Source organism: Paenibacillus sp. FSL W7-1279, assembly GCF_037969845.1.
GTDB lineage: Bacteria > Bacillota > Bacilli > Paenibacillales > Paenibacillaceae > Paenibacillus_AQ.
The window spans coordinates 232,106-257,548 of the sequence record NZ_CP150215.1 but is presented as its reverse complement, the minus strand read 5'-3'; the positions used below and the strand labels follow the sequence as shown (position 1 = coordinate 257,548).

Here is a 25,443-nt window from a genome sequence, read left to right as displayed (position 1 = left end):
TACCGCGGCAACCCTGGCAGGTCCTAAAGTCATGTGGGATCTCATGAATACAATAGCGTTATCGAGCAACTACTATGTATATATTTCTTAAATTATTATGAAGGAGCAATATGATGAATAAGAAAATTTTGGAAACAATAATTTCATCAGTATTATTAGGAATAGGATCTCTTTTAATTAATTTACTTTTTAGCTATTTGTTTGTAGACAAAGGAGTTGTACGAATTGGTGAACCAATAGAAGTAGGTCAAAGTCAGTTTCAAACTTCAATTTCTATATTAAATTCAACCGATAAAAATATTAGCAATATTGAATTTAGTTTACCATTGAATGTTGAAAAAAAAGATATTATTACTTCTCAACCAATTGTAATTAAAAAAGTCAATGCTAATTACGGAATTAACAATGGCTCAATATTTAATATACCTGATATTTTAGGGAATCAGAAAGTAACAATGATTATTACAAGTTCTAAAATTATTAATAGTGATCAAGTGAAAATAAATAAAAATGGTAATAGTATAGAAGTTGAATACTTTAATAAAGTAACAAGTCCATTCAAAAAAACTATGTTAAGTTTAGTCATTAACTCACTAATGTTTATAGTTTTACTTACTGTAGCCAATTATCTAATAGACAGAAGAAGTCAAAAAAGAATGGAAGAATTCAGGGAATTAGCAGGAATAAGAGAAAATGATTTGAAAGAGTCCTTAAAGTTGGTAAGTGATTGGCAAGAAGACCTGAAAAAAGATCGAGAGGAACTTAAAGAAGAAGTAGATATTCTACACAAAAAAATAAAAGAGATAAATTATAATAATACAAAATGGAAAATATTATATAAATCTAAGTTAAGTGATTTTAGAAAGGAATTGGACTTTTGGAAAGATACAGTTAGGAGAGTCATTTATAAAGCAGGGGAAAACAAAATTGATTCTCAAGAATTATTTAATATAGTTACAACAAATCTTCAAACATATCAAACTAAAACGAATGCAAATGATCACTATGAAACCTTAAAGGTAATGTCAAAAATGTTTGAAGAGAAAGCATAAATTTATATTAGACAATGTCTAACATAAATTGTTTGTTAATGAATCGAATAGGTTAGAAGAGATGCATAACACTCATTCACAATGAAGGCTAGTGACCTTGGGTGACCTGATGTATATTCAGAAATGGCAGAGAACACATGACCCAGCCTAAGATATAAGCTATCTTAGGCTGGAGTCACATCTGAATGCAAAAACATTAGATGAAATTTGCCCAATACTTTTAAGACATCATTTCCGAAAAGCAAATTGATAAAAAACTATTAACCATCCTCATCGAAACCGCACCAGCAAATCGATCGGATAGCGGCCTGCATTCCGTCCATACAGACTGATGCCGCCTTCCTCGGCCCGCAGCTCCAGTCGGAAGCTGCGCTTGCGGTCAAGCTCTGCCGCGAGTCTTCCCGGTACCTGCGCCTGGCACAGGTATCCGTACGAACCGGCCTCTTCCAGAAGGTTATGGACCGGCTGATAGTGCCACGACAGCACGCCTCGACCATCGGCAGGGTCATCGGCGAGCACAACCTCGCCGATTTGGACATCGTCCACCCAAACCGATATACGGGATTCATGCAGCTCTTCATCTGTCATATAGTACGTGCTTGGGTTATACTCCACGTCCGCCGACGCCCCGTGCATAAAATCGATTCCGTGCGTCCGATGCCGCGCCCCCTCGATATTTCTGGCCAATAAGCGTTTCGCTCCAGCCTCGAAGAATATCTCGATATCGCGGATCAGCGGCTGTTCGTCGTGATCCGGCAGCTGCACCTCATAGACGAATCGGCCTTCTCCGCCGCCATTCACTTTGGAGCCTTGAAGCGCCTCCCACATGTAGGCGAAGCTTTGATCACGGAATGTGTTAACCGGGATGCTTACGGTGCTGCCTTCCGCTCCATCGTTCCCCTGAACTTCTCCGCCACGCACATCAAACGTCGTAAAGTTGCGCGTTACCACACCGCTTCCTTCATTCAAGAGACGAACTCCGAGGATCGCAACCGCATCGGTCTTCGGCATGCGAAGCTTGAGTTCCGTTAGTGGCGCAACACCGTAGCCGTCCCAGACCACATCCAGGGTGCCTTGATCAGCGACAACCTTCGTTCCGAGCTGATCATAGGATAATTCCCAGGCAAGGGTAAGCTTCTGTCCATGGTATTGATCCGAATAACTGGAGCGCAGCAGCGGTATGACAGCCTCAGCCCCTTGCTCCAGCGTCTGGCAAGGCGGTGCGTCAATAACGATGAAATCCGGCGTGTGCAGATCGGCGATCGACATGCCCGGCACAAAATCCTCATACCCGAATTTTTTGTCCGTCCCGTCCAGACGGTAGTAGCCGTTGAATTCGTTTGTCACGTCACGGAACTCCGTAAATACGAAGCCGCACAGCTTATCATGGCGCCGGAACTCGTTCAGCATGTAACGGTAATGCCACGCGAGATCGCTGTCCCCGGCTCCTCCGTCAATTCCCCACACGTTTCCGCATTCACTGTTCATGAGCGGAGCGTCGCCTTGCTGATTGCCGCCGATATAGTTATGTTCGGACCCTGGATAGGTCTTCTGGACAATCTCCTCAATATGATTCCGCAGCGGTTCATAACCGTTGATGTAAAAATGCCAGGTGTTAATATCCGTCTCCACATGATCGTAAGCGCATGGAGAATTGTCTTCCACAATTCGAGTCGGGTCCAGCTCCTTGGCCCATCTGTATTTCTCCCTTACCCACTCCTGGGTCTCCGGAAGATAATACCGATGCTGTCCTTCGCCGCCCGTCAGGCCGGCAGACTCGCTATCCGTGCGAAGCCCCCAAGTCTCGTTAAACATGACCCATGAAAAGATCGACGGATGATTCCGGTCCCGCTCAATCACTTCCAGCGCCTCGCGCTCATAGGCGGAACGCGCCGTTTCATCCGGATTGCCCCAGAAGCACGGCATATCCTCCATCACCAGAATCCCGAGTTTATCCGCCCAATACAGCTTGCGGGGCTCCTCCGGCTTGATATGAATCCGCACGAAGTTGAGTCCAAGCCGTTTCATCAGATAGATCTCGTCCCGCATCTCCGTATCCGTCGGGTAAGTGAAGAATCCCGTCTGATGGTAGGATTGGTCCAGCGTCCCGTTTAAATAAACCGGCTTCCCGTTCAACGTGATCCAGCGGTAATCCCGTCCGTCAAACTTCGCCGTTCCGATCTCCCGTATGCCAAAATAAGTATGGACGACATCTTCGCCGGATGAACCGGCCAGTCGCAGCTCCCCTTCGTATAAATGAGGGGTTTCAGGACTCCACAACCGCGGGTCGTGGACTTGGAACACCGTTGTCCGTTCATTCGCGCCTTCTTGCAGTTCCCACTCCACCTGATGCGTAACCGAGCCCTCCGCAAAAGAGAGTTGGAGTTTCACTGTCCCTGCTTCTTGAGCCTGGATCTTGGATTTCAATTCGATCCGACCGTCAATGGAGGTCGTAAAGATGGCTTGCTCCAAGTAGGTTTGCGGCCGGGCCTCCAGCCAAACCGGCTGCCAAATGCCCCGGATCTCGCCGTACCCCTGCTTCCCTCGGGCCTGATAATTGTGGTCGAAGTCCTCTGCACGCACAACGATCGTATTGTCTTTTACCAAATCCCACACCGCTGTCACGTCAAACTCGAAGGTTCCGTAGCCGCCTTGATGCGAGCCGACATGCTTGCCGTTGACCCATACATCACACAGATAATCGACGGCACCAAACCGCAGAAAGATCCGGGACTGGCTCCCGGTTGGCTCCCACTTCACGGATCGACGATACCAGCCTACCCCCTTCTCGTTACGCTCAATGCCGGACAGGGGACTAACCCAAGAGAAGGGCACCGTAATCTCTGAAGTAAAAAGGCTGGCGTCTCCACCCTCCAGGGCAGCAGCGTCTCCATCGGCGCCCGTACCTGCTTGTTGTTGTACATCATCTGATCCTTGCGTGTCGAGCCGGAACAACCACTGGCCGTTCAAATTCAACCAGTCTTTTCGCTCAAAATCCGGTCTGGGGTACTCCGCGCGCGGAATTTCCGTGTGAATGGAGGGTGCTACAGGAGTCTTCATGAAGGTACACAACCTTTCCTTTTTTTGAATTTGCCCCTATTCTAGCACCTGTATATAATAAATGCAATGTACATTATACTTTTACAATATACCAAATGTATTGTACACTTGGAGCTACTACAACTCTTCAGTAAAGGAAGGGGATTATGAACGAATCGAAGCTGGAAACCAACCGTTATCCGGCATCCCGGATCGTGGAAGTGGCCAAGGCCCTATCCAGTGACGTCCGTGTCCGCATCCTTGAAGCGCTTGGCGATAAACCGATGAGTGTCGGTCAGTTAGCAGAGGCGCTAGGGATTGCGCAGCCTACGGTGTCCATTAATGTCCAGATGCTGGAGCAAGCGGATCTGATCGTCTCTTCGCAAGGAGCGAACCGGGAAAAAATCTGCGCCGTCACCTGCCGTTCCATTTTTCTCGAGCTGCCATCGAAGCCGGGCGAGGGGCTGCAGCGCACGGAAGAAATCCATATGCCCATCGGCATGTTCTCCCACTGCTATATCGAGCCAACCTGCGGGATGGCAGCTCGGGACGGATCTCTGATCGGATCCCCTGACGATCCGCGCGCCTTTTACATGCCGGAACGAACGGAGGCTGCGCTGCTCTGGTTCTCGGGATCAGGATATATCGAATATTATTTTGCGAACCCTATGCCGCCCGGAGCGGCCCTTGATGAGCTGCGCATTCGCGCGGAGCTTAGCTCCGAAGCGCCTTCCTTCCAGCAGGATTGGCCATCCGACATCACGGTTAGCATCAACGACCAACCTGTAGGCACTTGGAAGAGTCCCGGTGATTTTGGTGATCGCAAGGGGAAACTCACCCCGGATAAATGGAGAAGCGGCAGTGAGTACGGTTTGCTGACGGAATGGCGCGTAACCAAACAAGGCAGCCAGGTCAATGGCCACGAGTCCAGCGCCACGACCATCGATTCGCTGGAGCTTGCCTTTAACCGGCCAATCCGCGTCCGCTTCGAAGTGAAGAAAGACGCCGAGCACCCGAACGGCCTGAATCTATATGGTTCGGGTTTCGGAGATCATCCGCAGGATATCATCCTGTCTTTTGTACGGTACACGGAAGTCTAACAGCCCACCGCAGCCAGAAGATGAAAAAGAGGCAAATCTAATAATCAACCGAATGAAGACAAAAAAGGCTATCCCATGCCACCTCTCTTGGCGACTATGGAATAGCCTTTTTGAATATATCACGGTTATTTCTTCTTCAGCTTATTGGTTTTTCCCATCAGATATAACAGATACGGCGCACCCAGAAGCGCGGTAACGATACCCGAAGGCAACTCCTTCGGAATCATGACCACCCTCCCGAGCCAGTCTGCCCCAGCCAGCAAAATTCCGCCAAGCAGCGCCGCGATGACCATCGATTGCCGATGGCGAGCCCCAACCAGCATTCTGGCGGCATGCGGCGCAAGCAGTCCGATAAAGCCGACCGAGCCGACATTGGCTGCGGCAATCGAAGCCAACAGCACCGCAATGATGGCGACATACACCCGGGTATTCCGCACATGGAGACCGAGGCCGGTTGAGCTTTCTTCGCTGAACGTCAGCAGATCCACCTTCCGCCCGAGCCACGCAGCCAGAGGAAGCAGGATCAGAATAGCGGGAACAATCCGCTGCACCTCCGTCCAGCCCCGGTTATATGTGCTGCCCGCCATCCAGGATAATGCGGGGGCTACGTCCACCTTGGCATGAATGATCATCAGATTGATGATGGCGGAACCAAGCGCGGCAACGGCAATGCCGACCAGCGTAAGAATCGTCGGATGAAGTCCTCTTTTCCAGGACACCGCATATACCAAAGCAGCTGCAGCCATCCCCCCAAGAACCGCGCCGACCGGGACCCAGCCTGCCGACAATTGCGGAAAACCGATCATCAGGAGCAGTGCGCCAGCACCGGCTCCGCTGGTCACTCCGATCACCTGGGGATCCCCCAGCGGATTGCGGACCGCATTCTGCAGAAGACTGCCGCTGACGGCCAGCGCCATGCCGGACAACCCGGCAGTTAACAGCCTGGGCAGGCGGAACTCCAGCAGAATCTGGCGATACATCGACTCGCCGCCTCCCGTAAGCACGGCCAGCACTTCCGTGAAGGGAATGCGCAGACTGCCGCTCATCAGGCTGAATACCCATACCAGCACCAGCAGCACGCTAAACAGTGTTACCAAGGCCGGATAAGGTATCCGGCGCAGGCTCGTGCCCGCCATGATCGATCCGCCGGAAGACCCGCGCCCTCCGATCAACGAACGGGATACCCGCATTGCAAGCCAGATGAGGCACGGGGCTCCGATCATGGCCGTAATGGCTCCGACCGGAAGCTCCCCGTAGGCGTTTATGAACATCCTGGCCACCGTGTCGGCCCCGACAAGCAGAGCCGAGCCCCATAAGGCAGCCAGCGGAATTAACCCCGCATGCCGGACCACGCCGGACAGGCGGACCAGATGGGGAGCGACCAGCCCGATAAAGCCGATCGGACCGACCACGCTCACGGTCACGCAGGCCAGCACAATCGCTGCCCCCATCGCAAGCAAACGGGTGGTGCCGACTTTTTGGCCAAGGGAACGTGCCGACTCCTCATTGAGGGTCAGAATGTCCCACTGACGTACCGCCAAACACAGCACGATCAGCCCGCCAATGATCCACGGCCATGAAAAAGCTACGCCATCCCAGTCATTCTGAATAAGCGAGCCGGAGCCCCACAGAAAAATCCCCTGCGTCGTTTGCTGGTTCAGCAGCACCAGCGCACTCGTAACGGAGGATAAAACCAGGGTAACAATCATCCCGGATAATGCAATCCGCAGAGGAGAGCCCTGCGTTTTTCCCGCCAGCGCATAGACGGCGACGGCCGCCAGCGTTCCGCCTGCCACTGCCAGTGGAAGGGCATACTGATGCAGCAGTCCCGGCCAGAAGATCATCCCCGCCACGACGGCCAAATAAGCGCCGGCATTTACGCCAAGCGTCGTCTCCGAGGCCAGCGGGTTGCGCGTGACGGTCTGCATAAGCACGCCCGACACCGCCAAGGCGGCGCCAGCCAACAGGCCCATGACCGTACGCGGAAGGCGCACGCTGCGGATGAGATGGTGATCCGCGATATCCTGCGGAGACACCAGGGCCTGCACGACCGTATTGACGGATATATCGGCTAGCCCTTGCGTCAAGCTGATAAACGTGAGGAATAACAGAGCCACCAGGCCTCCAACCAGCATCCATAACGGCTTCCAGCCCCTACCTGAGGAAACGGGTGGGGCTGGATGAATGCTCACCGGCGCGGAGCCTTGTGCCAGTTTGTTGCCGAGACTCATTTTGTGAGCAGATCAGCTGTCTTCTGGGCCATGGTTTGGGCAGACAATGGGCCGCCGTATGGCCACATGTCACCGCCAAGTGCGTACACGCGGTCTTCTTTAACAAAGTTCAGACCTTTCCACACCGGATTGTCCTTCAATTGGTTCTCGATGATGTTATCGCTCTCCTGGATAATATGCAGGAAATTCGCATCCTGAAGGGCAGGCAATGCCTCTACGTCTGTGGTGGTAAAGCCATAAACCTCAAATTGATCAGGTTTGTGGGCGTTGGTCAGCCCGATGTGCTCCAGAATTTTGACGGCCAAGGAATTATCCGTCGAAATCCGGAACGTCACCGCATTTTGATTACTGTATCCCATCGCGAGGGCAAACGGTTTTTCCGTCATGCCGGCTGCTTCAAGCTTGGACTTGGCATCGGCATAAGTTTGATCCAGATCGCTAAGCACTTTTGCGGCTTCGTCTTTCTTGCCAAGCACGTCAGCAATCGTATTGAAGGTATTAACCATCTCTTCATATTGATCCCCTTGTCCCTCAGTCGGATAAGGATCAAACACCAAGGTAGGCGCGATGCTGTTGTACGTATCATAGCCGGCTTCAAGATTCGATTTCAAACCGATGATCAGGTCCGGCTTCAAGGAAGCGATCAGCTCCAGATTCGGCTCTTGACGGGTGCCGACATCGGTAACGTCCGCCCCAATCTCTACGGGGATGTTCACCCATTGGTTCATCCCTTCAATGTCCGCAATGCCCACAGGCTGAACACCAAGTGCCAGGACATCCTCCGCGTAAAGCCATTCCAGCGCGACAATACGCTTCGGAACGCCCGTAATTTTCGTCTCGCCCAGAGCGTGCTTGATGGTTCGGGTTTCCGGCGTGCTTTCAGTGTTATCCCCGCCCTGTGCAGCCCCTTGATCCGAATTCTTCGCTGCCGTGGAGCTGCCTCCTTCATTGGATGCCGCACCCCCGCCGCAACCGGCTAAAGCCAAAGCAAATATCAATACGATAAACACGACACCCTTCATACTGCGCATCGAATTTCTCCCCCTCATACCCTCTATGTATTGTAGATATTGTTTATTAATAATAATTATTGAGAACAATTATCATTATCAATACTCAGCACAATGATAATTATTCTCATTAAGAATGTCAATAGAATTTATGAAGATTGTCTAAACGATCCATGAATCTGTCCTTCTTCGATTATAGGATTCGTTCTTTACAGAACGTTAGATGTATAACATAATCTTACTGATTATTCCTACCATCTTAACCTCTACCACTATTCTTGTGCCTTGTATCCATTAAACAAAACATTCGAAAAGAGAGGGATCTCCATGTGTGACAACCCCCCCGCTCCGGCTGCAGAAAGCGACTTTCCCGTTAAGGCCGGCAAACCTGCACGCCAAGCCCTTATCGTTGCAGGCTATCATCAGCTTGCCGACCTCACCCAGGCATCCGAGAAAGAACTGCTGGCGATTCACGGGGTAGGACCCAAGGCGGTCAGAATACTACGCGAAGCTCTCGCCGAGAAGGGCCTAGCCTTCAAAGAATAAATAAACACGATAGGTCTCCTGAAGCCATAAGGACCAGGGATCTATCGTGTTTATTTTTTCCCATACAGCGCACCAATCTTGGATTGGTGCGCTCGTTGATGTTCCATATCATCTTTGATAATGGGACTTCGACTATATGATGTTATAGCGTTTCAGTAAATCTTCAATGACGGTTCCGGAAACTTTTTTCAAAGCCTGCTTTTCTATTAAGTTCATGATCAACGGAAGCTTCAGATCGGTTAATTTTTTGCCGTCCATCATTTTGGAAGTGGAGTCCAGCAGTACGCGGACATCATAGCAAGAGCCGAACACTTCAGGTACGCCGCGGTCTACGTTTAATAAGGTGTACACAGCTTCCATTGCCGTTCTAACCGAATATTCGGTTGTGAATACGGTGTCGCGAACCGTGTCGGCAAACTGTCCGATAAAAGCGAAGTTGACGCAACCATCCGGAACTACTTTAGGCCGGTCTCCTGCTGTCCTCGGCATGAAAAATGACGTAATGTAAGGCATCATAGTCGGGATGCAGCGGGCAGAGTTGGCAGCCATGTCCGCAATTTCATGCTCCGGCACACCAAGATGGTACAGCCACTCCATCGTAATTTCCTCGCCTGTACATTCTCTCATCGGCTTTTTGACGTAATCGCCCGGAACATCGGTGAATAATCCGTACACCCAAACGACAAGCTGATCCTTCGGCTGCTCTTTGAAATGCGGTTGCCGATTCAGAGTATAACTCATGAGCCACTTGGAATCCTTTACGGACACGATGCCGCCGGTAACGACCTTTCCGCTGAACGGGTCGCGTTTACAGATTTTTTCGATATATGGCGGGATTCTGTCATCAAGTGTCGTAACGGTTGCCGATTCCCAGTTCGTCGCTTCCGTATTCGTGCAGAATTTATCGGGGCGTCCAAAGGATGGATCCTGCTTAGCGATATTTCTCCAGAGCTCCCAGCAGCCGCCTGTGGAACGATTAAATTCAGCCGCGCGATGATGGTCGCCCGAAGCAGAATTTTCCGTGCAGCTGCCATTTGTCACAAACACCAAATCATCTTCCGTCAAGTCGATATATTCCTCTTTGCCGGCACGGCGACATACCATTTGCTTGGCAACCTTCTTATTGCCCTGGATATCAAATACTACATTCGTAACTGTCATATCATATTGGAAATGAACGCCATGCGACTGCAAATATTTCATCATCGGCAGGATCAATGATTCATACTGATTATACTTCGTGAATTTTAACGCCGAAAAATCAGGCAGTCCGCCAATATGGTGAATGAATCTTTGGATGTAAAGCTTCATCTCCAAGGCGCTATGCCAATCTTCAAAGGCAAACATCGTTCTCCAGTAAAGCCAGAAATTTGAGGCAAAGAAATCCTCCGTGAATACATCGGTAATTTTCTTATCATACAAATCTTCGTTTCGAGTAAAGAACAACTTCACGATTTCCAGCGAAGCTTTTTCGCTCAGAGCAAATTTCCCATCGGTATGCGCATCCTCGCCCCGGTTAACCGTGGCTCTCATTAGAGAGAAGTTCGGATCTTTCTTGTTCAGCCAGTAAAACTCATCCAAAACCGATACGCCTTCAATTTCAAGAGACGGAATGGAACGGAACAAATCCCATAAGCATTCAAAATGATCTTCCATTTCTCGCCCACCGCGAATAATAAAACCTTTATCGCTGTCATGAATTCCGTCGCAGGCACCTCCGGGAAGACTAAGCTCCTCCAGAATGTGGACCCGCTCTCCCTTCATTTGGCCGTCGCGCACGAGGAAGCACGCAGCTGCCAGAGAGCCTAAACCGGCTCCAACCAGATATGCAGACTTTTTGTCGACATCGACCGGTTTTTCCGGGCGAGCAAACGCTTCATAATTTCCATTGCTATAATACATTCCAGTCACCTCCGAATTGATTCTAGCAACTACATCATAAAAAAATATTCGGAGGTCTCCCATAGACAATGTCCGCCTAATGTCGAAACTTTCGACACAAGGCTAATATTGTCTAATGAGAGTGGTGCAATTTAAACTTTTCCAGCGCGAAAAAGATATCGCCTTGAATCAAAATGCTCAGCCGGTCCACAATCGCAGAGGGCTCTTCCTTCATCCCTTTCGCAATCCAATCCAGCATCAGCCCTACAAACGCATATTTATAAAAGTCAGCGATAAACGACTTATCCTCATCCCTGATCGACATCGTAACGGCCTTTTCCTCAATAACCCCTATCAAAAGATGATACGTTACGTTAAATAGGTACCTTTCCAGCTGCTCTCGTTTAATAGAATGATAGACGCTCGTCACAAACGCCTTGTTTTTTAGCACATACTCAAATATTTGCAATAGGCCCTGCTGCCACGTGTCATACGTTTTCTTGCCATCCAGCGCTATGGTAGCCTCGCTTGTGCAAATCCACTCCACAAGATCATAAATATCCCTGAAATGATAATAAAACGTCTGCCGATTCACTTCACAGTCCTCGACAACATCAATGACGGTAATCTTATCAAGCGTTTTTTTCTCAAGCATTTTTTTTAGCGATAGGGCAAGCGCTTTTTTTGTTGTTTGTGCCATAAAACTCCTCCAATCCAGAGCGTAATCATTCACAAAGGCCATTAGTCAGACGATACACCTTCATTATAAAGGAACTCAACGCGAAAAAGCGGTGACCCTATGAAGGCAAATAGATTGGAAATGCGCAGAAGTCGAGAAAATCGCAACCCGATGGCATCGTTGTAAATAAAAATTAAGTTTATATTGTGAAATAATTCACCACTTAATTAACAGCCCTATATTAAAATGAAGTGGACCTAACGAGGCTGACGGAGGGAGGCAACCGGGGAAGATCTGAGATTCGAAGAATAAAGGCCACACTCGCACACCCTATTGTTTCTCGTTTTTCTACGGTAAACCTCCTTTTTCGTTTGGCTCTTTATGGTCAACTAAATAGATGTAGAGAAAGTGGAGGGTTACACAGTGAAAAAGAAGGTTGCAGCAACGCTTATACTCATTCTCTCTTTCATGTTCGCCATCGTGGGATGCGGCGGCGGGACCCAGGATCAGAGTCAAGACAACGCAAAAAAAGAAGAAGCCCCAGATACGGCCGTTTCGGGTGCGTCCCAAACCGGGTATACGCCAATCGATCAGCTCAAAGAAAAGTATGATATCATCATCGTCGGTGCAGGCGGAGCCGGTATGTCTGCTGCCCTTGAGGCAAAAGAAAAAGGCATGAACCCGGTCATTTTTGAAAAAATGCCGATTGCCGGCGGGAATACCATAAAATCATCCTCGGGCATGAATGCTTCCGAAACCAAGTTCCAACAAGAACAGGGTATTAAGGACAGCAACGATTTATTTTATGAAGAGACTTTAAAGGGCGGTCATGAAACCAACGACAAAGACATGCTTCGTTTCTTCGTTGACCATTCGGCAAGCGCGATCGATTGGCTGGATTCCATCGGGATTCGGTTGAACAATATCACCATTACGGGCGGCATGAACGAAAAGCGCACGCACCGTCCTGAGGACGGCTCGGCGGTAGGACAATACCTTGTCAACGGTCTGGTGAAAAATGTACAAGAACAAGAAATTCCGCTATTCGTCAACGCCAAGGTAACGGATATTACGGAAAAAGAGGGCAAAGCAAACGGCGTCAAAGTCATCTTCAACGGGAAAGACGAGAAAGCTATTGCAGCGGATGCCGTTGTTGTGACAACCGGCGGTTTCGGAGCCAACATGGACATGATCTCCGAAGTTCGGTCCGATCTGAAAGGTTACGTGACCACCAATCAAGAAGGCAGCACCGGTGACGGCATTACCATGATTGAAAAACTCGGCGGCACTACGGTCGATATGGATCAAATCCAGGTTCACCCTACGGTTCAGCAGGAGAAATCTTATCTTATCGGGGAAGCCGTTCGGGGAGAAGGGGCCATCCTCGTTTCCAGCCAAGGCAAACGTTTCACAAACGAGCTGGATACTCGGGATAACGTCACCGCCGCCATCAATAAGCTTCCTGAAAAATCGGCTTATCTTGTGTTCGATTCCGGGGTAAAATCCCGGGTTAAAGCGATTCAGCAATATGAAAAAATGGGCTTTGTCATTCAGGGCGATTCGATCGAGGCTTTGGCCAATGAAATGGGCGTTCCAGTTGATCAGCTTCAAGCCACACTGGATACATGGAACAGCGCGGTGAAGAACAATAAAGATACCGAGTTCAACAGAACGACAGGCATGGATAACGAATTATCCGGGGCTCCATACCATGCCATCCAAATTGCCCCCGGTATTCACTACACCATGGGCGGCGTAAAAATCAACACGAACACGGAAGTTTTGGATAAAGACGGCAAGCCTATTCCAGGACTGTTCGCAGCCGGCGAACTAACCGGCGGTTTGCACGGTCAAAACCGGATCGGCGGCAACTCCGTTGCCGAGATCATTATTTTCGGCCGCCAAGCCGGCATTAAATCGGCTGAATTTGTAGGAGCGCAGTAAGCAGTCTACATCCCTTTATACGGCAAAACAACGCACGCTTGGTTGTCCTAATCCTCCGATAGCGATCATTTTTAAAAATCATATTTACATTTCTATAAAAATAGATATAATGAAACACATGGATACCTTACAAACCATCAAAGCACTATCAAACGAGTCCCGGTTTAAAATCCTGGAGTGGCTGAAGCATCCGGAGGAACATTTTGATCCGCAGGATCACATGCCTTCCAAATGTGATTTTCATGGCGGTATCTGCGTGGGCTCCATTTCAGAAAAAACAGGACTCGCTCAGTCGGTCGTTTCTGGCTACCTGGTAAAATTGCAAAAGGCCGGTTTACTGGAATCCCATCGAGCGGGCCAGTGGACATATTACAGACGCAATGAGGAGGGCATTAAGCGTTTTATCGAACAACTCAAGGAAGAGCTTTAGGCTTAAAAAGCAAATTCAGATTGAAGATTAAGCTTAAAAGCTCTTTCTTTTTATCATATATATCTATTTTTATGAAAATGCAGAAAAGTATATTAAACATATTGGAGGATTCCATACATGAGCAATCAAAATCAAAGTGTCCGATCTACAGCATCCCTATTCGAGCCATATACCATCGGTAACCTTACTCTTCCATCCCGCGTGGTGATGGCCCCTATGACGCGCGGGTTCTCTCCGAACGGCGTTCCAGGCCCGGATGTGGCCGCTTACTACCGTCGGCGTGCGGAGAATGGCGTCGGATTGATCATTACCGAGGGAACACTGATAAATCACCCGGCTGCAACCGATAACCCCAATATACCTAACTTCCATGGTGAAGCCGCATTGAACGGCTGGGCCGAGGTGGTCCGTCAGGTCCACGAAGCCGGCGGTAAGATCATGCCGCAAATTTGGCACATCGGCATGACTAGACCAATAGGTGCCGAGCCTAACCCGGAAGCACTTCCGATCGGACCATCCGGACTTGACCTGGACGGCAACGTCGTCACGAAACCCATGACCAAGGATGAAATCGAGCAGGTTATTCAAGCTTATGCCGATGCAGCCGCGAATGCCAAACGCCTTGGCTTTGACGGCGTAGAAATCCATGGTGCCCACGGATACCTGATCGACCAATTCCTCTGGGAGAGAACGAACCAGCGTACCGATGAATACGGAGGTGACATGCTGAAGCGTGCCCGCTTTGCGGTCGAAGTGGTCAAAGCCGTACGTGAGGCGGTGGGTCCAGACTTCCCAGTTGCCATCCGCCTATCCCAATGGAAGACAACCCAATATGAGGCCAAGCTGGCGGATACGCCTGAAAAGCTGGGTCAGTTGTTAACCGCGCTGTCTGACGCCGGGGTCGATATATTCCACTGCTCGACCCGTCGCTTCTGGGAGCCTGAATTCGAAGGTTCTGACCTGAACTTTGCTGGATGGGCCAAGAAACTGACAGGAAAAACAGTCATCACCGTCGGTTCCGTCGGTCTCGATGAAGTATTCACCAGCCTCTTCACCCAAGGTAAGGGTGCCGGCCAAAGAGACCTCGAAGAGCTCCTGAATCGTCTTGAGGAAAATGAATTTGACCTGGTTGCCGTCGGCCGTGCCCTGTTGGCTGATCCGCAATGGGCCGCTAAGGTTCGAGATGGACGTTTCGACGAGCTGGCACCATTCAAGCCGGATTCCTTGCAAACCCTGATTTAATGCGATTTCAGCTCCCCAGCCCCCTTGGGACCTGAGAGCCGCATTAGATCTTTAAATACAAAACCGGAAGCAGATCGCTTCCGGTTTTTTTTGCCGTATGTTGTTTCCTGCTATTCGTCCAGCAAAGCGGCTTGACGCTTGTAATGATCCTCGATTACCATGCAAGCCATCGCTTCGATCACCGGTACGACGCGGGGACAGATGCATGGATCGTGCCTGCCGATCGTCGCAATTTCCCGTTCATTGCCGTCTACATCGACAGTCTGTTGAGGGGTTGAAATGGATGAAGTCGGCTTTACGACGACTCGGAACACGATATCCGCCCCGGTGCTGATACCACCGATGATTCCGCCGGCATGGTTCGTCCGGAACCCTCCCGCGTCCATCTGATCGTTGTGCTCGCTTCCCCGCATAGTGGCCGCTTGAAAGCCTGCCCCGAATTCAATGCCCTTAATCGCGCCGACGGACAACATAGCCTTCGCTAACTCAGCGTCAAGCTTGTCGAATACGGGTTCCCCCAGTCCCGCGGCAATGCCGCTAATTCGGCATTCGACAATCCCCCCGCAGCTGTCCCCCTCTTCGGCCAGTCGTTCTATCCTCTCAATCATGCGAACGGCTGCTTCCGGATCACACGCACGAACCGCATTCCGTTCGATAGCATCGGCGTCAAATTGCTCGCATCGGATACCTCCGATCTCGGTCGTATACGCCAGGATGGAGACACCCCGACGTTCCAGAAGCTTCCGCGCCACGGCTCCAGCAGCCACTCGCGCAGCCGTCTCCCTTCCCGAAGCTCTTCCGCTTCCTCGATAGTCGCGAATCTTGTATTTTTTTTCATATGTGAAATCTGCATGCCCGGGCCGGTAGGTCGATTTGATTGTATCGTAAGCCGACGGGCGCATGTCGGTGTTGTTAAGCATGATGCACAGTGGCGTCCCCGTCGTTCTCCCCTCGAAAAGTCCAGATAAAATGCGGATCTTATCGTATTCCTTGCGGGGAGTCGTAACAGAGGATTGCCCCGGCCTTCTGCGATCCATCTGAATCTGAATGTAAGCCTCGTCCAGCTCAACGCCCGGTGTGACACCTTCTAAAATGACGCCCACCGCTTCTCCGTGTGATTCCCCGAACGTAGTCATTTTTAACCGCTCTCCAAACGTACTTCCTGCCATGTTCATACCTCCCGTAAACATTTCGATTCCTTATCCTTCAGTTTAGAGGTATATTTGAAATAAATGAAATCACAATAATCAACAGTTGCCATAGAGAGGATTGATAACAAATGATCGCCAACACGGAATGGTATCGAGTGTTCCTGCATGCTGCAGAGACTTCCAATCTCACGAAAGCTGCGCATAACCTCCATATGACACAGCCCTCTGTGAGTTATGCCATCAAGCAGTTGGAAGAAGCCCTCGGCGTGGGGCTGTTCGACCGGTTATCCAAGGGCGTCCGCTTAACAACAGAAGGAGAGGCCTTGTATCAGCATGTAAGGCAAGCATTCGACGAACTCGATTCAGCCGAGCGGCGATTGAAGAAGCTAAAGCAGTTTAGCGAAGGCAGGCTGAGGATTGGCGCGAACGGGGCTATCGTTAAGGACTTTCTCCTCTCCTTGCTCGACCGATTCCATGCCCGCTATCCCGACATCCGCATTCAGCTGTCACAGGAGCGAACAAGCAGCATCGTGGAGCGCTTAAAGAAAGGATCGTTGGATCTCGGCTTTGTTCACCTTCCCGTATCGGACGAGGAAATCCATATCATCGACTCCCGTACCTCGCCTTATTGCGCCGTGGTCGGAACGGCCTTCGCAGATTGGGCGCGCAGGCCTCTACGGACGGAAGAATTGACGGAGCTCCCCCTCTTGATGCTGTCCCCCGGCAGCTCGACGCGGTCCTTCATCGAAGGGTGGTTCCGATCGCAAGGGGTGGAAGTGGCAGCCGACTTCGAGTTGAACAGCCTGGACATGTTAGCAGAATTTGCCGAGCGCGGTTATGGAACAGCCTTCTTGCCACGGGCCTTTGTCTCGTCTCAGATCTCGGACGGTTCCTTGCTGGAGCTTCGAACAGACACTCCGTTACCGGATCGATATATTGGCGTCGCCGTTCGGAAGCAGCAGTCGCCCTCGCTGGCGGCAGGGGCATTTTTGGAGATGCTGCAGCAGAATTGATGATCTTCCCGTCGAAAGAAAATTAGCATCATCAACCTTATGAATACATGATCTTGTCTACAGCAATCCACCTTTATGATCCTTTTCGATGACCTCTTACTAAGCGGTTATTTCAAGACGAGACCGAAATGCTAATGGGCCCGCCTCCCATACACCCAAAATCCCGGCTCATGTGACATCACAGAGCTGGGCTTTCTTCTTTTCACTCCTATGAGATACTCACAAATGGCTGCACACCTTCTTCCTGCTCAGGTGCGTATATCGGGGTGGAGAAGCAACGCGTTCGCCTTTAAAATCAGGAAGCTTCCTCGGTTTAATCCATTCCAGCTTCCCGATTTTAACAGCGACCTGAGCCGATGTACGACACCATCCCACAGCACGATAACAGAGTGTGCAGCCCTTCGCTCTCTCAAATCAATGCAAAAAAGCCCAGCTCCCACAAAAGCAGGAGCCGGGCTTTCTCTTATTTCAATTATTTGCGCTTCAAGTTGTAGAACGACTTCAAGCCGTTGTATTGAGCGAGCTCGCCCAATTGATCTTCGATACGAAGCAATTGGTTGTATTTCGCCACACGGTCCGTACGGGAAGGAGCACCCGTTTTGATCTGACCAGCATTAGTAGCCACCGCGATATCAGCGATCGTGCTGTCCTCGGACTCACCGGAACGGTGGGAGATGACAGCCGTGTATCCTGCGCGTTTTGCCATTTCGATCGCATCAAACGTTTCAGTCAATGTACCGATTTGGTTTACTTTGATCAGGATGGAGTTACCGATGCCTTCGTTGATACCTTTTTCCAGACGCTCGGTGTTGGTAACGAACAGGTCGTCACCCACGAGTTGAATTTTGTTACCCAATTTCTCGGTGAGCAATTTCCAACCTTCCCAATCGTCCTCGGAGCATCCGTCTTCGATGGTTACGATTGGGTATTTGTCTACCCAAGAAGCGAGCAAGTCCACGAATTCTGCCGGCGTGAAGGATTTGCCTTCGCCTTCCAGAACATACTTGCCATCTTTGAAGAACTCGGTGGAAGCAACGTCCATACCCAGCAATACATCTTCACCTGGCTTGTAGCCGGCTTTTTCGATCGCTTCGATGATGGAAGACAGTGCATCTTCGTTAGACGTGAAGTTAGGAGCGAAGCCGCCTTCGTCGCCAACCGCTGTGTTCAGGCCTTTGCCCTTCAGAACGGATTTCAGGTTGTGGAAGATTTCAGCGCCCATGCGAAGGGCTTCTTTGAAGCTAGGTGCACCAACAGGCAATACCATGAACTCTTGAACGTCAACGTTGTTGTCCGCGTGAGCGCCACCGTTAACGATGTTCATCATAGGTACTGGAAGTTGTTTTGCGTTGAATCCGCCAAGGTAAACATACAGCGGAAGATCCAATGCATCAGCAGCAGCGCGAGCTACAGCCATGGATACGGCCAGAATTGCGTTCGCACCCAATTTGCCTTTGTTCGGCGTACCGTCCAAAGCGATCATCAGTTTATCGATGCCAAGCTGGTCCAGAGCGTCCATGCCAATCACTTCAGGCGCGATGATTTCGTTCACGTTCTCAACAGCTTTCAGAACGCCTTTGCCCAGGTAACGGGATTTGTCGTCGTCGCGAAGCTCAACGGCTTCGTGAACGCCAGTGGAAGCACCGGATGGAACGATCGCGCGACCGATTGCACCGGATTCCAGGTATACTTCAACCTCTACGGTTGGATTGCCACGGGAGTCAAGGACTTCGCGTGCATATACATCAGAAATAATAGTCATGTGTATAGTCTCCTTTTAATGTTATGTTTATGTTCCATTATGAACCACTTATTTACGTGCTGCAATCATGGAAGTTCCAGTCATCTCATCCGGCTTCGGCAGATCCATCAGGTCGAGAATGGTTGGCGCAATGTCGGCAAGAATACCGCCTTCACGCAGTGTTACATTCTCATCCGTTACGATGAACGGAACCGGGTTCGTAGTATGTGCGGTGAACGGACGTCCACTCTCGTCAAATACCATGTCCGCGTTCCCGTGGTCAGCGGTAATCAGAACTACCCCGCCTTTTGCCAAAACAGCCTCAACGACCTTGCCGACACACTCATCCGTAGTCTCAACGGCTTTAATTGTCGGCTCCAGCATACCGGAATGACCTACCATGTCCGGGTTGGCGAAGTTCAAAATGATCGCGTCATGCTTATCCGCTTCGATTTCTCTCACGCAAGCATCCGCCACTTCATAAGCGCTCATCTCCGGTTTCAGATCGTAGGTCGCCACTTTCGGCGAGTTGATCAGTACGCGCGTTTCACCAGGAAGCTCAACATCGCGTCCACCGCTGAAAAAGAATGTCACGTGCGGGTACTTTTCGGTTTCCGCAATTCGAAGCTGCTTCTTGTTGTGCTGAACCAGCACTTCGCCGAGCGTGTTATCGAGATTCTTCGGTTTGTAGGCAACGAAGCCTTCCACCGTCTCGCTGAACAGCGTCAAGCAGACAAAATGCAGGTTTTGCGGGAACTTCGGTCCACGTTCAAAGCCACGGAAGTCATTATTCGTAAACACCTGGGACAGCTGAATCGCACGGTCAGGGCGGTAGTTCAGGAAGATAACGGAATCTCCGCTCTCCACCAGACTAACCGGCTCGCCTTCACCATTCACAATCACGGTCGGTTCTACGAATTCATCGTAAACCGATTTCTCGTAAGATTCGATGATGGCTTTCAGCGGATCCGTATATTTCGGTCCTTCGCCATACACCATGGCACGGTAAGCCTTCTCGACACGATCCCAACGCTTGTCGCGATCCATCGCATAATAACGACCGGAAAGCGTAGCGATTTGGCCAACGCCCACTTCTTCAATCTTCGCAATCAGATCTTTAACGAACTGCTTGCCGCTGTCCGGTGCCACGTCGCGTCCATCCATGAAGCCATGGATGTATACGTCATGGAAATCTTCCTTCTTGCAAAGATCCAGCATGGCAAACATATGCTCAATATGACTGTGAACGCCGCCGTCGGATACCAGCCCGTACAGATGCAGCTTCTTGTTGTTGTTCTTAGCAGCGCGAACGGCTTCCACCAGCGTTTCGTTCTCGAAGAATTCTCCTTCACGAATCGACTTCGTGATGCGGGTCAAGTCCTGATACACGATCCGGCCTGCGCCGATGTTCAAGTGACCCACTTCAGAGTTCCCCATTTGACCTTCCGGCAAGCCTACGGCTTCACCGCAAGCGGTCAACGTGGTGTTCGGGTATTGCTTCAAATACCGGTCGTAGTTAGGCTTGTTCGCTTGAGCGACCGCATTGCCCACTTCGGTGTTGCGAAGCCCGAAACCGTCCATGATGATCAGAGCTACAGGTCTTGGAGCAGACATTTACTTCGCCCCCTCAACGAGTGCGATGTAGGAAGCCGGTTGTAGACTTGCACCACCAACGAGCGCGCCGTCGATGTCGCTTTGTCCCATATACTCCGCTACATTTTCAGGCTTCACGCTGCCGCCGTATTGAATACGAACTTGCTCTGCAACGGTTTCGCCGTACAGACCTTGAACGAGTTCACGAATATAAGCGATGACTTCGTTCGCATCCTCTGCCGTAGAGGATTTGCCCGTTCCGATCGCCCAGATTGGCTCATAAGCAATAACGACATGAACCGCTTGATCAGCAGGAACACCTGCGAACGCTGCCTCCGTTTGTACTTTGCACACGTCTTTGGTTTGGCCGGCTTCGCGTTCTTCCAGCTTCTCGCCGACGCATACGATCGGAAGAAGACCATGGCGGAATGCCGCATGTACCTTCTTGTTCACGATCTCATCGGTTTCAGCAAAATACTGACGGCGCTCGGAGTGTCCAATAATGACATAGTCCACGCCCAGATCCTTCAGCATCAAACCGCTGATTTCACCCGTAAAGGCGCCATTGTCTTCAAAATGAAGATTTTGTGCACCGATTTTGATGTTCGTGCCCTTGACCGCTTCAACCAATGCAGGAAGATTGGTAAATGGCGCGCAAATCACGCTTTCAACGCCTTCTACTTCCGCTTTGCCTTTCACATCTTCAATAAATGAAGTTGCTTCCGGAACGGTTTTGAACATTTTCCAGTTACCAGCTATGATAGGTGTTCTCACACGATTCACTCCTTTATTCCCCCGAAGAATCGGGGTCCAAACTTCATCCACTTGCTATCCAATATAGTGCCTATTTCTATTTGTCGTTCAGTGCCACAACACCAGGAAGTGCTTTGCCTTCCATGAACTCAAGAGATGCACCGCCGCCTGTCGAGATGTGGTTCATCTTGTCGGCAAGACCGAATTTCTCTGCAGCTGCAGCCGAGTCGCCGCCGCCGATAATCGTGTAAGCTTCCGTATCCGCACAAGCTTGTGCCACTTCACGAGTACCGTTGCTGAACGGAGCGATTTCGAATACGCCCATAGGACCGTTCCACACGACAAGCTTGGAGTTCTTGATCACTTCTGCATACTTGGCGCGAGTCTTAGGTCCGATGTCAACGCCTTCCCAATCGGCAGGAATGCCGTCGATATCAACGACCTTGGTATTCGCGTCTGCGCTGAACTCGTCCGTAACGACGATATCTTCCGGCAGGTAGAAGTTTTTGCCCAGCTCTTTAGCTTTCTCGATGAAACCGAGTGCAACATCAAGCTTCTCTTTATCAAGCAGAGATTGGCCGATTTCATGGCCTTGAGCTTTGAAGAACGTGTAAGCAAGTCCACCGCCGATGATGACATTATCAGCAAGCGTAAGCAAGTTGTCGATCACGTCGATTTTGTCCTTAACCTTCGATCCACCGATGATGGCGGTAAAAGGACGGTCCGGATTCGAAAGGGCTTTGCCGAGAACGGACAGCTCTTTCTCCATCAACAATCCCGATACAGCCGGAAGATGATGAGCGATACCTTCTGTCGAAGCGTGCGCACGGTGAGCAGCACCAAACGCGTCATTCACGAACAGATCGGCCAGTTCGGCGAATTGCTTCGCAAGTTCCGGATCATTCTTCTCTTCACCAGCGTAAAAACGAACATTTTCAAGCACGAGCACATCGCCGTTTTGCAGCTTCTCGACTTGAGCTTTAACAGCTTCTCCTACCGCTTCATCCGCTTTGGCTACCGGTTTGCCGAGCAGCTCGGACAGACGCTGACTTGCCGGAGTCAGGCGCAAAGATTCAACGACCTCTCCTTTTGGACGACCCATGTGACTGGCCAGGATGACTTTCGCTCCTTGCTCTACCAGATACTTAATGGTCGGCAAAGTCTCGCGAATACGAGTGTCGTCTGTAATTTTACCATCTTCGAGCGGTACATTGAAATCGACGCGGACAAACACCCGTTTGCCGCTTACTTCTACATCACGTACACTTTTCTTGTTCATCTCCACGTTCCTCCTAAGAAAACTATTCTCCTCACCGACAGCATGCAGTTGCTCTCGTTTCTCTCTCTATCGCTAACCAGCGCCCGGATCTTGTCTATACTTCCCAGTGCTCTGGCATGAAAACAAGGAAAAACCATGAACCAAAGAGGAGACCCGTGAAACGGAACTCCTCTTCGATTGTATGGCTAGATCAATTACAGACCTTTGCTTGCGATGTAAGCAGCGAGGTCAACGACACGGTTGGAGTAGCCCCACTCGTTGTCATACCAAGAAACTACTTTCACCATGTTGTCGCCAACTACCATAGTGGAGAGCGAATCGATAGTGGAAGAAGCTGGGTCGCCATTGTAGTCGCTGGATACAAGCGGCTCTTCGGAGTAGTTCAAGATGCCTTTCAGCGGGCCTTCAGCAGCTGCTTTCAGAGCTCCGTTTACATCTTCAAGGGTTACATTTTGGGACAGCTCAACTACGAGATCCGTTACAGAAACGTTCTTCGTAGGTACACGCATTGCCATACCGTTCAATTTGCCTTTCAATTGTGGCAGAACGAGGCTAACCGCTTTAGCAGCACCAGTTGTGGATGGAATGATGTTTTCAGCAGCTGCACGAGCACGACGCAGATCTTTGTGCGGAAGATCAAGCACTTGCTGGTCATTCGTGTAGGAGTGAACCGTAGTCATCATACCCTTAACGATACCGAATTTCTCGTCAAGAACTTTAGCAAAAGGAGCCAAGCAGTTTGTTGTACAAGAAGCATTGGAGATTACAGTATGGTTAGCTGCATCGTATTTGTCTTCGTTAACGCCCATAACGATCGTGATATCTTCGTCAGTTGCTGGAGCGGAGATGATAACTTTCTTAGCGCCGCCTTTCAAGTGAGCGGAAGCTTTGTCTTTCGCTGTGAAAATACCAGTGGATTCTACAACGATTTCAACGCCGTGCTCAGCCCAAGGCAATGCTTCAGGGTTACGCTCAGCGAATACTTTTACTTCACGGCCGTTTACAACGAGTGCGCCTTCTTTAGCTTCAACCGTTGCATTAAGTCTTCCGTGAGTTGTGTCATATTTCAAAAGGTGTGCCAGCGTGCTTACGTCCGTCAAATCGTTGATTGCCACGATTTCAACTTCGCTGTTGTTCAGCGCAGCGCGGAACACGTTACGTCCAATACGTCCAAAACCGTTAATACCTACTTTAACCATGAGTAGTTCCCTCCATATTTGTAAAATTTATATATTCAAGATTGGCCGTTAAGCCAATCAAGACAACAATAAGGAAAAATCAGTGTGCACGCCCGTGGGTTCAAATCCCGGCGTCAATCTCCTTCTCGACTTCCAGTGCCGCGGCTTCATCGGTAACGAGAATATCCTCATGTCCGAATTTCAGCACCGCATGAATCGCCTTGCCCTTGCCTTGACCCCCAGCAATGCCGATGATCGTCTCTGTCCGCATAATATCCTCAAGCCGCAGCCCGAGAGTAAGCATTTTGTGGACAACTTCACCATCTTCACTGAAGTAGTAGCCGAAGGATTCCGCAATCGCGCCATCTGCCTGCAAGTTCTGAATAGAGTTTTCATCCAGCTTGCGCCTTCTTGCCATCTCCATGGCATCTCCGATGCCGTGAATAATGACACGGCAGCGCCTGATCACATCCACGATCTCCTGGATATGCTGATCCTGCACCAGAGACTGATAGGCATCCTCGCTTAGCAGATCCGGTACGTGAAGCAATCGGTACTCAGCTCCAACGCGCTTTGCCATCTTGGAAGCAATGGTGTTCGCTTGAATCTCCACGCTCTCCCCAAGACCGCCCCGCGCTGGCACAAACCAAGTGCTTGTCAGCGGTTCGCCGCCTGGCAAAGAGGACATCTGCTCGGCCACTTCGGCGAGCGTGGAGCCGCCGGTTACGGCAATCGTATCTCCATCTTGGACAAAGCTTAGCAGCGTTCTTGCTCCGGCCCGGCCAAGCTCACGTTTGACTTCCGGAGATGACTCGCTGTCACCGGGAATAATGACCACTTTACGAAGCCCGTAAGCCTGACGAATCTTCTCTTCCAGTTCAACCAGTCCGAATAACTCATTCATGACCGGCTCCAGCTCCTCCAGCAAGCATATCCCTGAGCTGCTGATGCGCATGCCAAGCGTTTCAATCTCGATCAGCCCCTGCGCTTTCAGAAGATCAGTCTCTGCTCTGAGAACACGCTCGGTCATCGAGAGTGATGAAGCCAATGTTCTTCGGCCAACAATTCCGGACAACTTGATCTGATGAAGGATGGTATACCTTCGTTTAAGAGTGTCCATCAGATCCGGCAGAAGCTGCTCTTGTATTTCTAATAGGTTACGCATGCATTCCACTCCTGCAAACTTCGTCTCGGCTCTCCTCTATCTGGTCGTAAAATGTCCCAGTTGAACTTTTTAAGTCCCACCTTTATTCTAACCAATAATTATGCCGGTTGCAAGTGTCCGAAAGTATATTTCTCTGCCCCGGGCATTCTTATACATTATGGCCAAGTACTGGCTCGTCTATATAATAGGAACAAAGTTTTGTCTGCTATTGTATTTTTTAAATAGATGCGGTATAATCAACTTCGTTGCTAATTTTTTTTGCGCCCGTGGTCCAATGGATATGACGTAGGCCTCCGGAGCCTGAGATCGAGGTTCGATTCCTCGCGGGCGCGCCATTATAACTTTTATTTTCTATACTGATTACCCTAAAGCGCCCATGACGGCTCTTTTTTTTACCCAATAGTTTGACTATCTTT

At 50.1% G+C, this 25,443-nt stretch carries 19 protein-coding genes and 1 tRNA gene; 8 read left to right on the top strand and 12 right to left on the bottom strand.

What is annotated here, in order from left to right:
• Positions 1-110: 110 nt before the first annotated feature.
• A complete protein-coding gene (locus tag MKY82_RS01225) occupies positions 111-1,052 on the top strand; it encodes a hypothetical protein (RefSeq protein ID WP_339295283.1) in 942 nt (313 codons plus the stop codon).
• A gap of 270 nt (positions 1,053-1,322) precedes the next feature.
• On the opposite strand, the gene MKY82_RS01220 is transcribed toward MKY82_RS01225, so the two are convergent.
• On the bottom strand, positions 1,323-4,112 hold the full coding sequence (locus MKY82_RS01220) for a sugar-binding domain-containing protein (protein ID WP_339295282.1): 2,790 nt from the start codon (positions 4,110-4,112) through the stop codon (positions 1,323-1,325).
• A 146-nt stretch (positions 4,113-4,258) separates the two neighbouring features.
• On the opposite strand from MKY82_RS01220, the gene MKY82_RS01215 reads away from it, so the two are divergent.
• Positions 4,259-5,191: a helix-turn-helix domain-containing protein gene (locus tag MKY82_RS01215; RefSeq protein ID WP_339295281.1), complete on the top strand. Its 933-nt coding sequence runs from the start codon at positions 4,259-4,261 to the stop codon at positions 5,189-5,191.
• Positions 5,192-5,316: 125 nt separating this feature from the next.
• Here the strand turns inward: MKY82_RS01215 and fhuB are convergent, their stop codons facing one another.
• Positions 5,317-7,422 (bottom strand): Fe(3+)-hydroxamate ABC transporter permease FhuB, encoded by a 2,106-nt coding sequence (gene fhuB / locus MKY82_RS01210; RefSeq protein ID WP_339295280.1) that lies wholly within the window; start codon positions 7,420-7,422, stop codon positions 5,317-5,319.
• On the bottom strand, positions 7,419-8,453 hold the full coding sequence (locus tag MKY82_RS01205; protein ID WP_339295279.1) for an iron-siderophore ABC transporter substrate-binding protein: 1,035 nt from the start codon (positions 8,451-8,453) through the stop codon (positions 7,419-7,421). Before MKY82_RS01205 ends, fhuB begins: the two co-directional genes overlap by 4 nt.
• Positions 8,454-8,759: 306 nt before the next feature.
• Between MKY82_RS01205 and MKY82_RS01200 the strand changes: the two genes are divergently transcribed.
• On the top strand, positions 8,760-8,978 hold the full coding sequence (locus MKY82_RS01200; protein ID WP_339295278.1) for a helix-hairpin-helix domain-containing protein: 219 nt from the start codon (positions 8,760-8,762) through the stop codon (positions 8,976-8,978).
• A gap of 132 nt (positions 8,979-9,110) precedes the next feature.
• Here the strand turns inward: MKY82_RS01200 and MKY82_RS01195 are convergent, their stop codons facing one another.
• The gene (locus MKY82_RS01195; RefSeq protein ID WP_220686966.1) at positions 9,111-10,880 is read right to left on the bottom strand and encodes an oleate hydratase; all 1,770 of its coding nucleotides are present in this window, start codon (positions 10,878-10,880) and stop codon (positions 9,111-9,113) included.
• 112 nt (positions 10,881-10,992) lie between these two features.
• Positions 10,993-11,559: a TetR-like C-terminal domain-containing protein gene (locus MKY82_RS01190; protein ID WP_100539618.1), complete on the bottom strand. Its 567-nt coding sequence runs from the start codon at positions 11,557-11,559 to the stop codon at positions 10,993-10,995.
• A 402-nt stretch (positions 11,560-11,961) separates the two neighbouring features.
• Between MKY82_RS01190 and MKY82_RS01185 the strand changes: the two genes are divergently transcribed.
• The 3 genes from MKY82_RS01185 to MKY82_RS01175 all read left to right on the top strand — a co-directional run bounded on the left by MKY82_RS01185 (position 11,962) and on the right by MKY82_RS01175 (position 15,154).
• Positions 11,962-13,482, top strand: coding sequence for a flavocytochrome c (locus MKY82_RS01185; RefSeq protein ID WP_339295277.1), 1,521 nt, complete (start codon positions 11,962-11,964; stop codon positions 13,480-13,482).
• 118 nt (positions 13,483-13,600) lie between these two features.
• A complete protein-coding gene (locus tag MKY82_RS01180; RefSeq protein ID WP_009590170.1) occupies positions 13,601-13,912 on the top strand; it encodes a helix-turn-helix transcriptional regulator in 312 nt (103 codons plus the stop codon).
• A gap of 117 nt (positions 13,913-14,029) precedes the next feature.
• Entirely contained in the window at positions 14,030-15,154 is a 1,125-nt protein-coding gene (locus MKY82_RS01175; protein WP_339295276.1) for an NADH:flavin oxidoreductase, read from the top strand.
• A 110-nt stretch (positions 15,155-15,264) separates the two neighbouring features.
• On the opposite strand, the gene aroC is transcribed toward MKY82_RS01175, so the two are convergent.
• On the bottom strand, positions 15,265-16,323 hold the full coding sequence (gene aroC / locus MKY82_RS01170) for a chorismate synthase (RefSeq protein ID WP_220686968.1): 1,059 nt from the start codon (positions 16,321-16,323) through the stop codon (positions 15,265-15,267).
• A gap of 110 nt (positions 16,324-16,433) precedes the next feature.
• Here aroC and MKY82_RS01165 point away from each other — a divergent pair, with 110 nt between their 5' ends.
• Positions 16,434-17,318, top strand: a complete 885-nt coding sequence (locus MKY82_RS01165) for a LysR family transcriptional regulator (RefSeq protein ID WP_113060531.1) — start codon at positions 16,434-16,436, stop codon at positions 17,316-17,318.
• Positions 17,319-17,790: 472 nt separating this feature from the next.
• Here the strand turns inward: MKY82_RS01165 and eno are convergent, their stop codons facing one another.
• The 6 genes from eno to MKY82_RS01135 form a co-directional block, all read right to left on the bottom strand.
• Complete coding sequence (eno, locus tag MKY82_RS01160; protein WP_071219501.1) at positions 17,791-19,080, bottom strand: phosphopyruvate hydratase; 1,290 nt, start codon at positions 19,078-19,080, stop codon at positions 17,791-17,793.
• Between the two features lie 48 nt (positions 19,081-19,128).
• Positions 19,129-20,673 carry a 2,3-bisphosphoglycerate-independent phosphoglycerate mutase gene (gene gpmI, locus MKY82_RS01155; RefSeq protein ID WP_194540403.1) on the bottom strand — a complete coding sequence of 515 codons (1,545 nt, stop codon included), beginning with the start codon at positions 20,671-20,673 and terminating at the stop codon, positions 19,129-19,131.
• The gene (gene tpiA, locus MKY82_RS01150) at positions 20,674-21,426 is read right to left on the bottom strand and encodes a triose-phosphate isomerase (protein WP_194540402.1); all 753 of its coding nucleotides are present in this window, start codon (positions 21,424-21,426) and stop codon (positions 20,674-20,676) included.
• Positions 21,427-21,502: 76 nt separating this feature from the next.
• A complete protein-coding gene (locus MKY82_RS01145; protein WP_194540401.1) occupies positions 21,503-22,684 on the bottom strand; it encodes a phosphoglycerate kinase in 1,182 nt (393 codons plus the stop codon).
• A gap of 194 nt (positions 22,685-22,878) precedes the next feature.
• Positions 22,879-23,883, bottom strand: coding sequence for a type I glyceraldehyde-3-phosphate dehydrogenase (gap, locus tag MKY82_RS01140; protein WP_071219497.1), 1,005 nt, complete (start codon positions 23,881-23,883; stop codon positions 22,879-22,881).
• A 100-nt stretch (positions 23,884-23,983) separates the two neighbouring features.
• Positions 23,984-25,027, bottom strand: coding sequence for a sugar-binding domain-containing protein (locus tag MKY82_RS01135; RefSeq protein WP_071219496.1), 1,044 nt, complete (start codon positions 25,025-25,027; stop codon positions 23,984-23,986).
• Between the two features lie 260 nt (positions 25,028-25,287).
• Between MKY82_RS01135 and MKY82_RS01130 the strand changes: the two genes are divergently transcribed.
• Positions 25,288-25,362, top strand: a tRNA-Arg gene (locus MKY82_RS01130).
• Positions 25,363-25,443: the final 81 nt, after the last annotated feature.

Excerpts from the sequence above, each read along its gene's own strand:
- MKY82_RS01220 (WP_339295282.1), bottom strand. The coding sequence starts at position 4,112 with ATGAAGACTCCTGTAGCACCCTCCATTCACACGGAAATTCCGCGCGCG.
- MKY82_RS01135 (WP_071219496.1), bottom strand. The coding sequence starts at position 25,027 with ATGCGTAACCTATTAGAAATACAAGAGCAGCTTCTGCCGGATCTGATG.
- MKY82_RS01145 (WP_194540401.1), bottom strand. The coding sequence starts at position 22,684 with ATGAACAAGAAAAGTGTACGTGATGTAGAAGTAAGCGGCAAACGGGTG.
- gpmI (WP_194540403.1), bottom strand. The coding sequence starts at position 20,673 with ATGTCTGCTCCAAGACCTGTAGCTCTGATCATCATGGACGGTTTCGGG.
- MKY82_RS01215 (WP_339295281.1), top strand. The coding sequence starts at position 4,259 with ATGAACGAATCGAAGCTGGAAACCAACCGTTATCCGGCATCCCGGATC.
- MKY82_RS01195 (WP_220686966.1), bottom strand. The coding sequence starts at position 10,880 with ATGTATTATAGCAATGGAAATTATGAAGCGTTTGCTCGCCCGGAAAAA.
- aroC (WP_220686968.1), bottom strand. The coding sequence starts at position 16,323 with ATGGCAGGAAGTACGTTTGGAGAGCGGTTAAAAATGACTACGTTCGGG.
- fhuB (WP_339295280.1), bottom strand. The coding sequence starts at position 7,422 with ATGAGTCTCGGCAACAAACTGGCACAAGGCTCCGCGCCGGTGAGCATT.
- gap (WP_071219497.1), bottom strand. The coding sequence starts at position 23,883 with ATGGTTAAAGTAGGTATTAACGGTTTTGGACGTATTGGACGTAACGTG.
- MKY82_RS01225 (WP_339295283.1), top strand. The coding sequence starts at position 111 with ATGATGAATAAGAAAATTTTGGAAACAATAATTTCATCAGTATTATTA.
- MKY82_RS01200 (WP_339295278.1), top strand. The coding sequence starts at position 8,760 with ATGTGTGACAACCCCCCCGCTCCGGCTGCAGAAAGCGACTTTCCCGTT.
- MKY82_RS01205 (WP_339295279.1), bottom strand. The coding sequence starts at position 8,453 with ATGCGCAGTATGAAGGGTGTCGTGTTTATCGTATTGATATTTGCTTTG.
- eno (WP_071219501.1), bottom strand. The coding sequence starts at position 19,080 with ATGACTATTATTTCTGATGTATATGCACGCGAAGTCCTTGACTCCCGT.
- MKY82_RS01180 (WP_009590170.1), top strand. The coding sequence starts at position 13,601 with ATGGATACCTTACAAACCATCAAAGCACTATCAAACGAGTCCCGGTTT.
- MKY82_RS01165 (WP_113060531.1), top strand. The coding sequence starts at position 16,434 with ATGATCGCCAACACGGAATGGTATCGAGTGTTCCTGCATGCTGCAGAG.
- MKY82_RS01175 (WP_339295276.1), top strand. The coding sequence starts at position 14,030 with ATGAGCAATCAAAATCAAAGTGTCCGATCTACAGCATCCCTATTCGAG.
- MKY82_RS01190 (WP_100539618.1), bottom strand. The coding sequence starts at position 11,559 with ATGGCACAAACAACAAAAAAAGCGCTTGCCCTATCGCTAAAAAAAATG.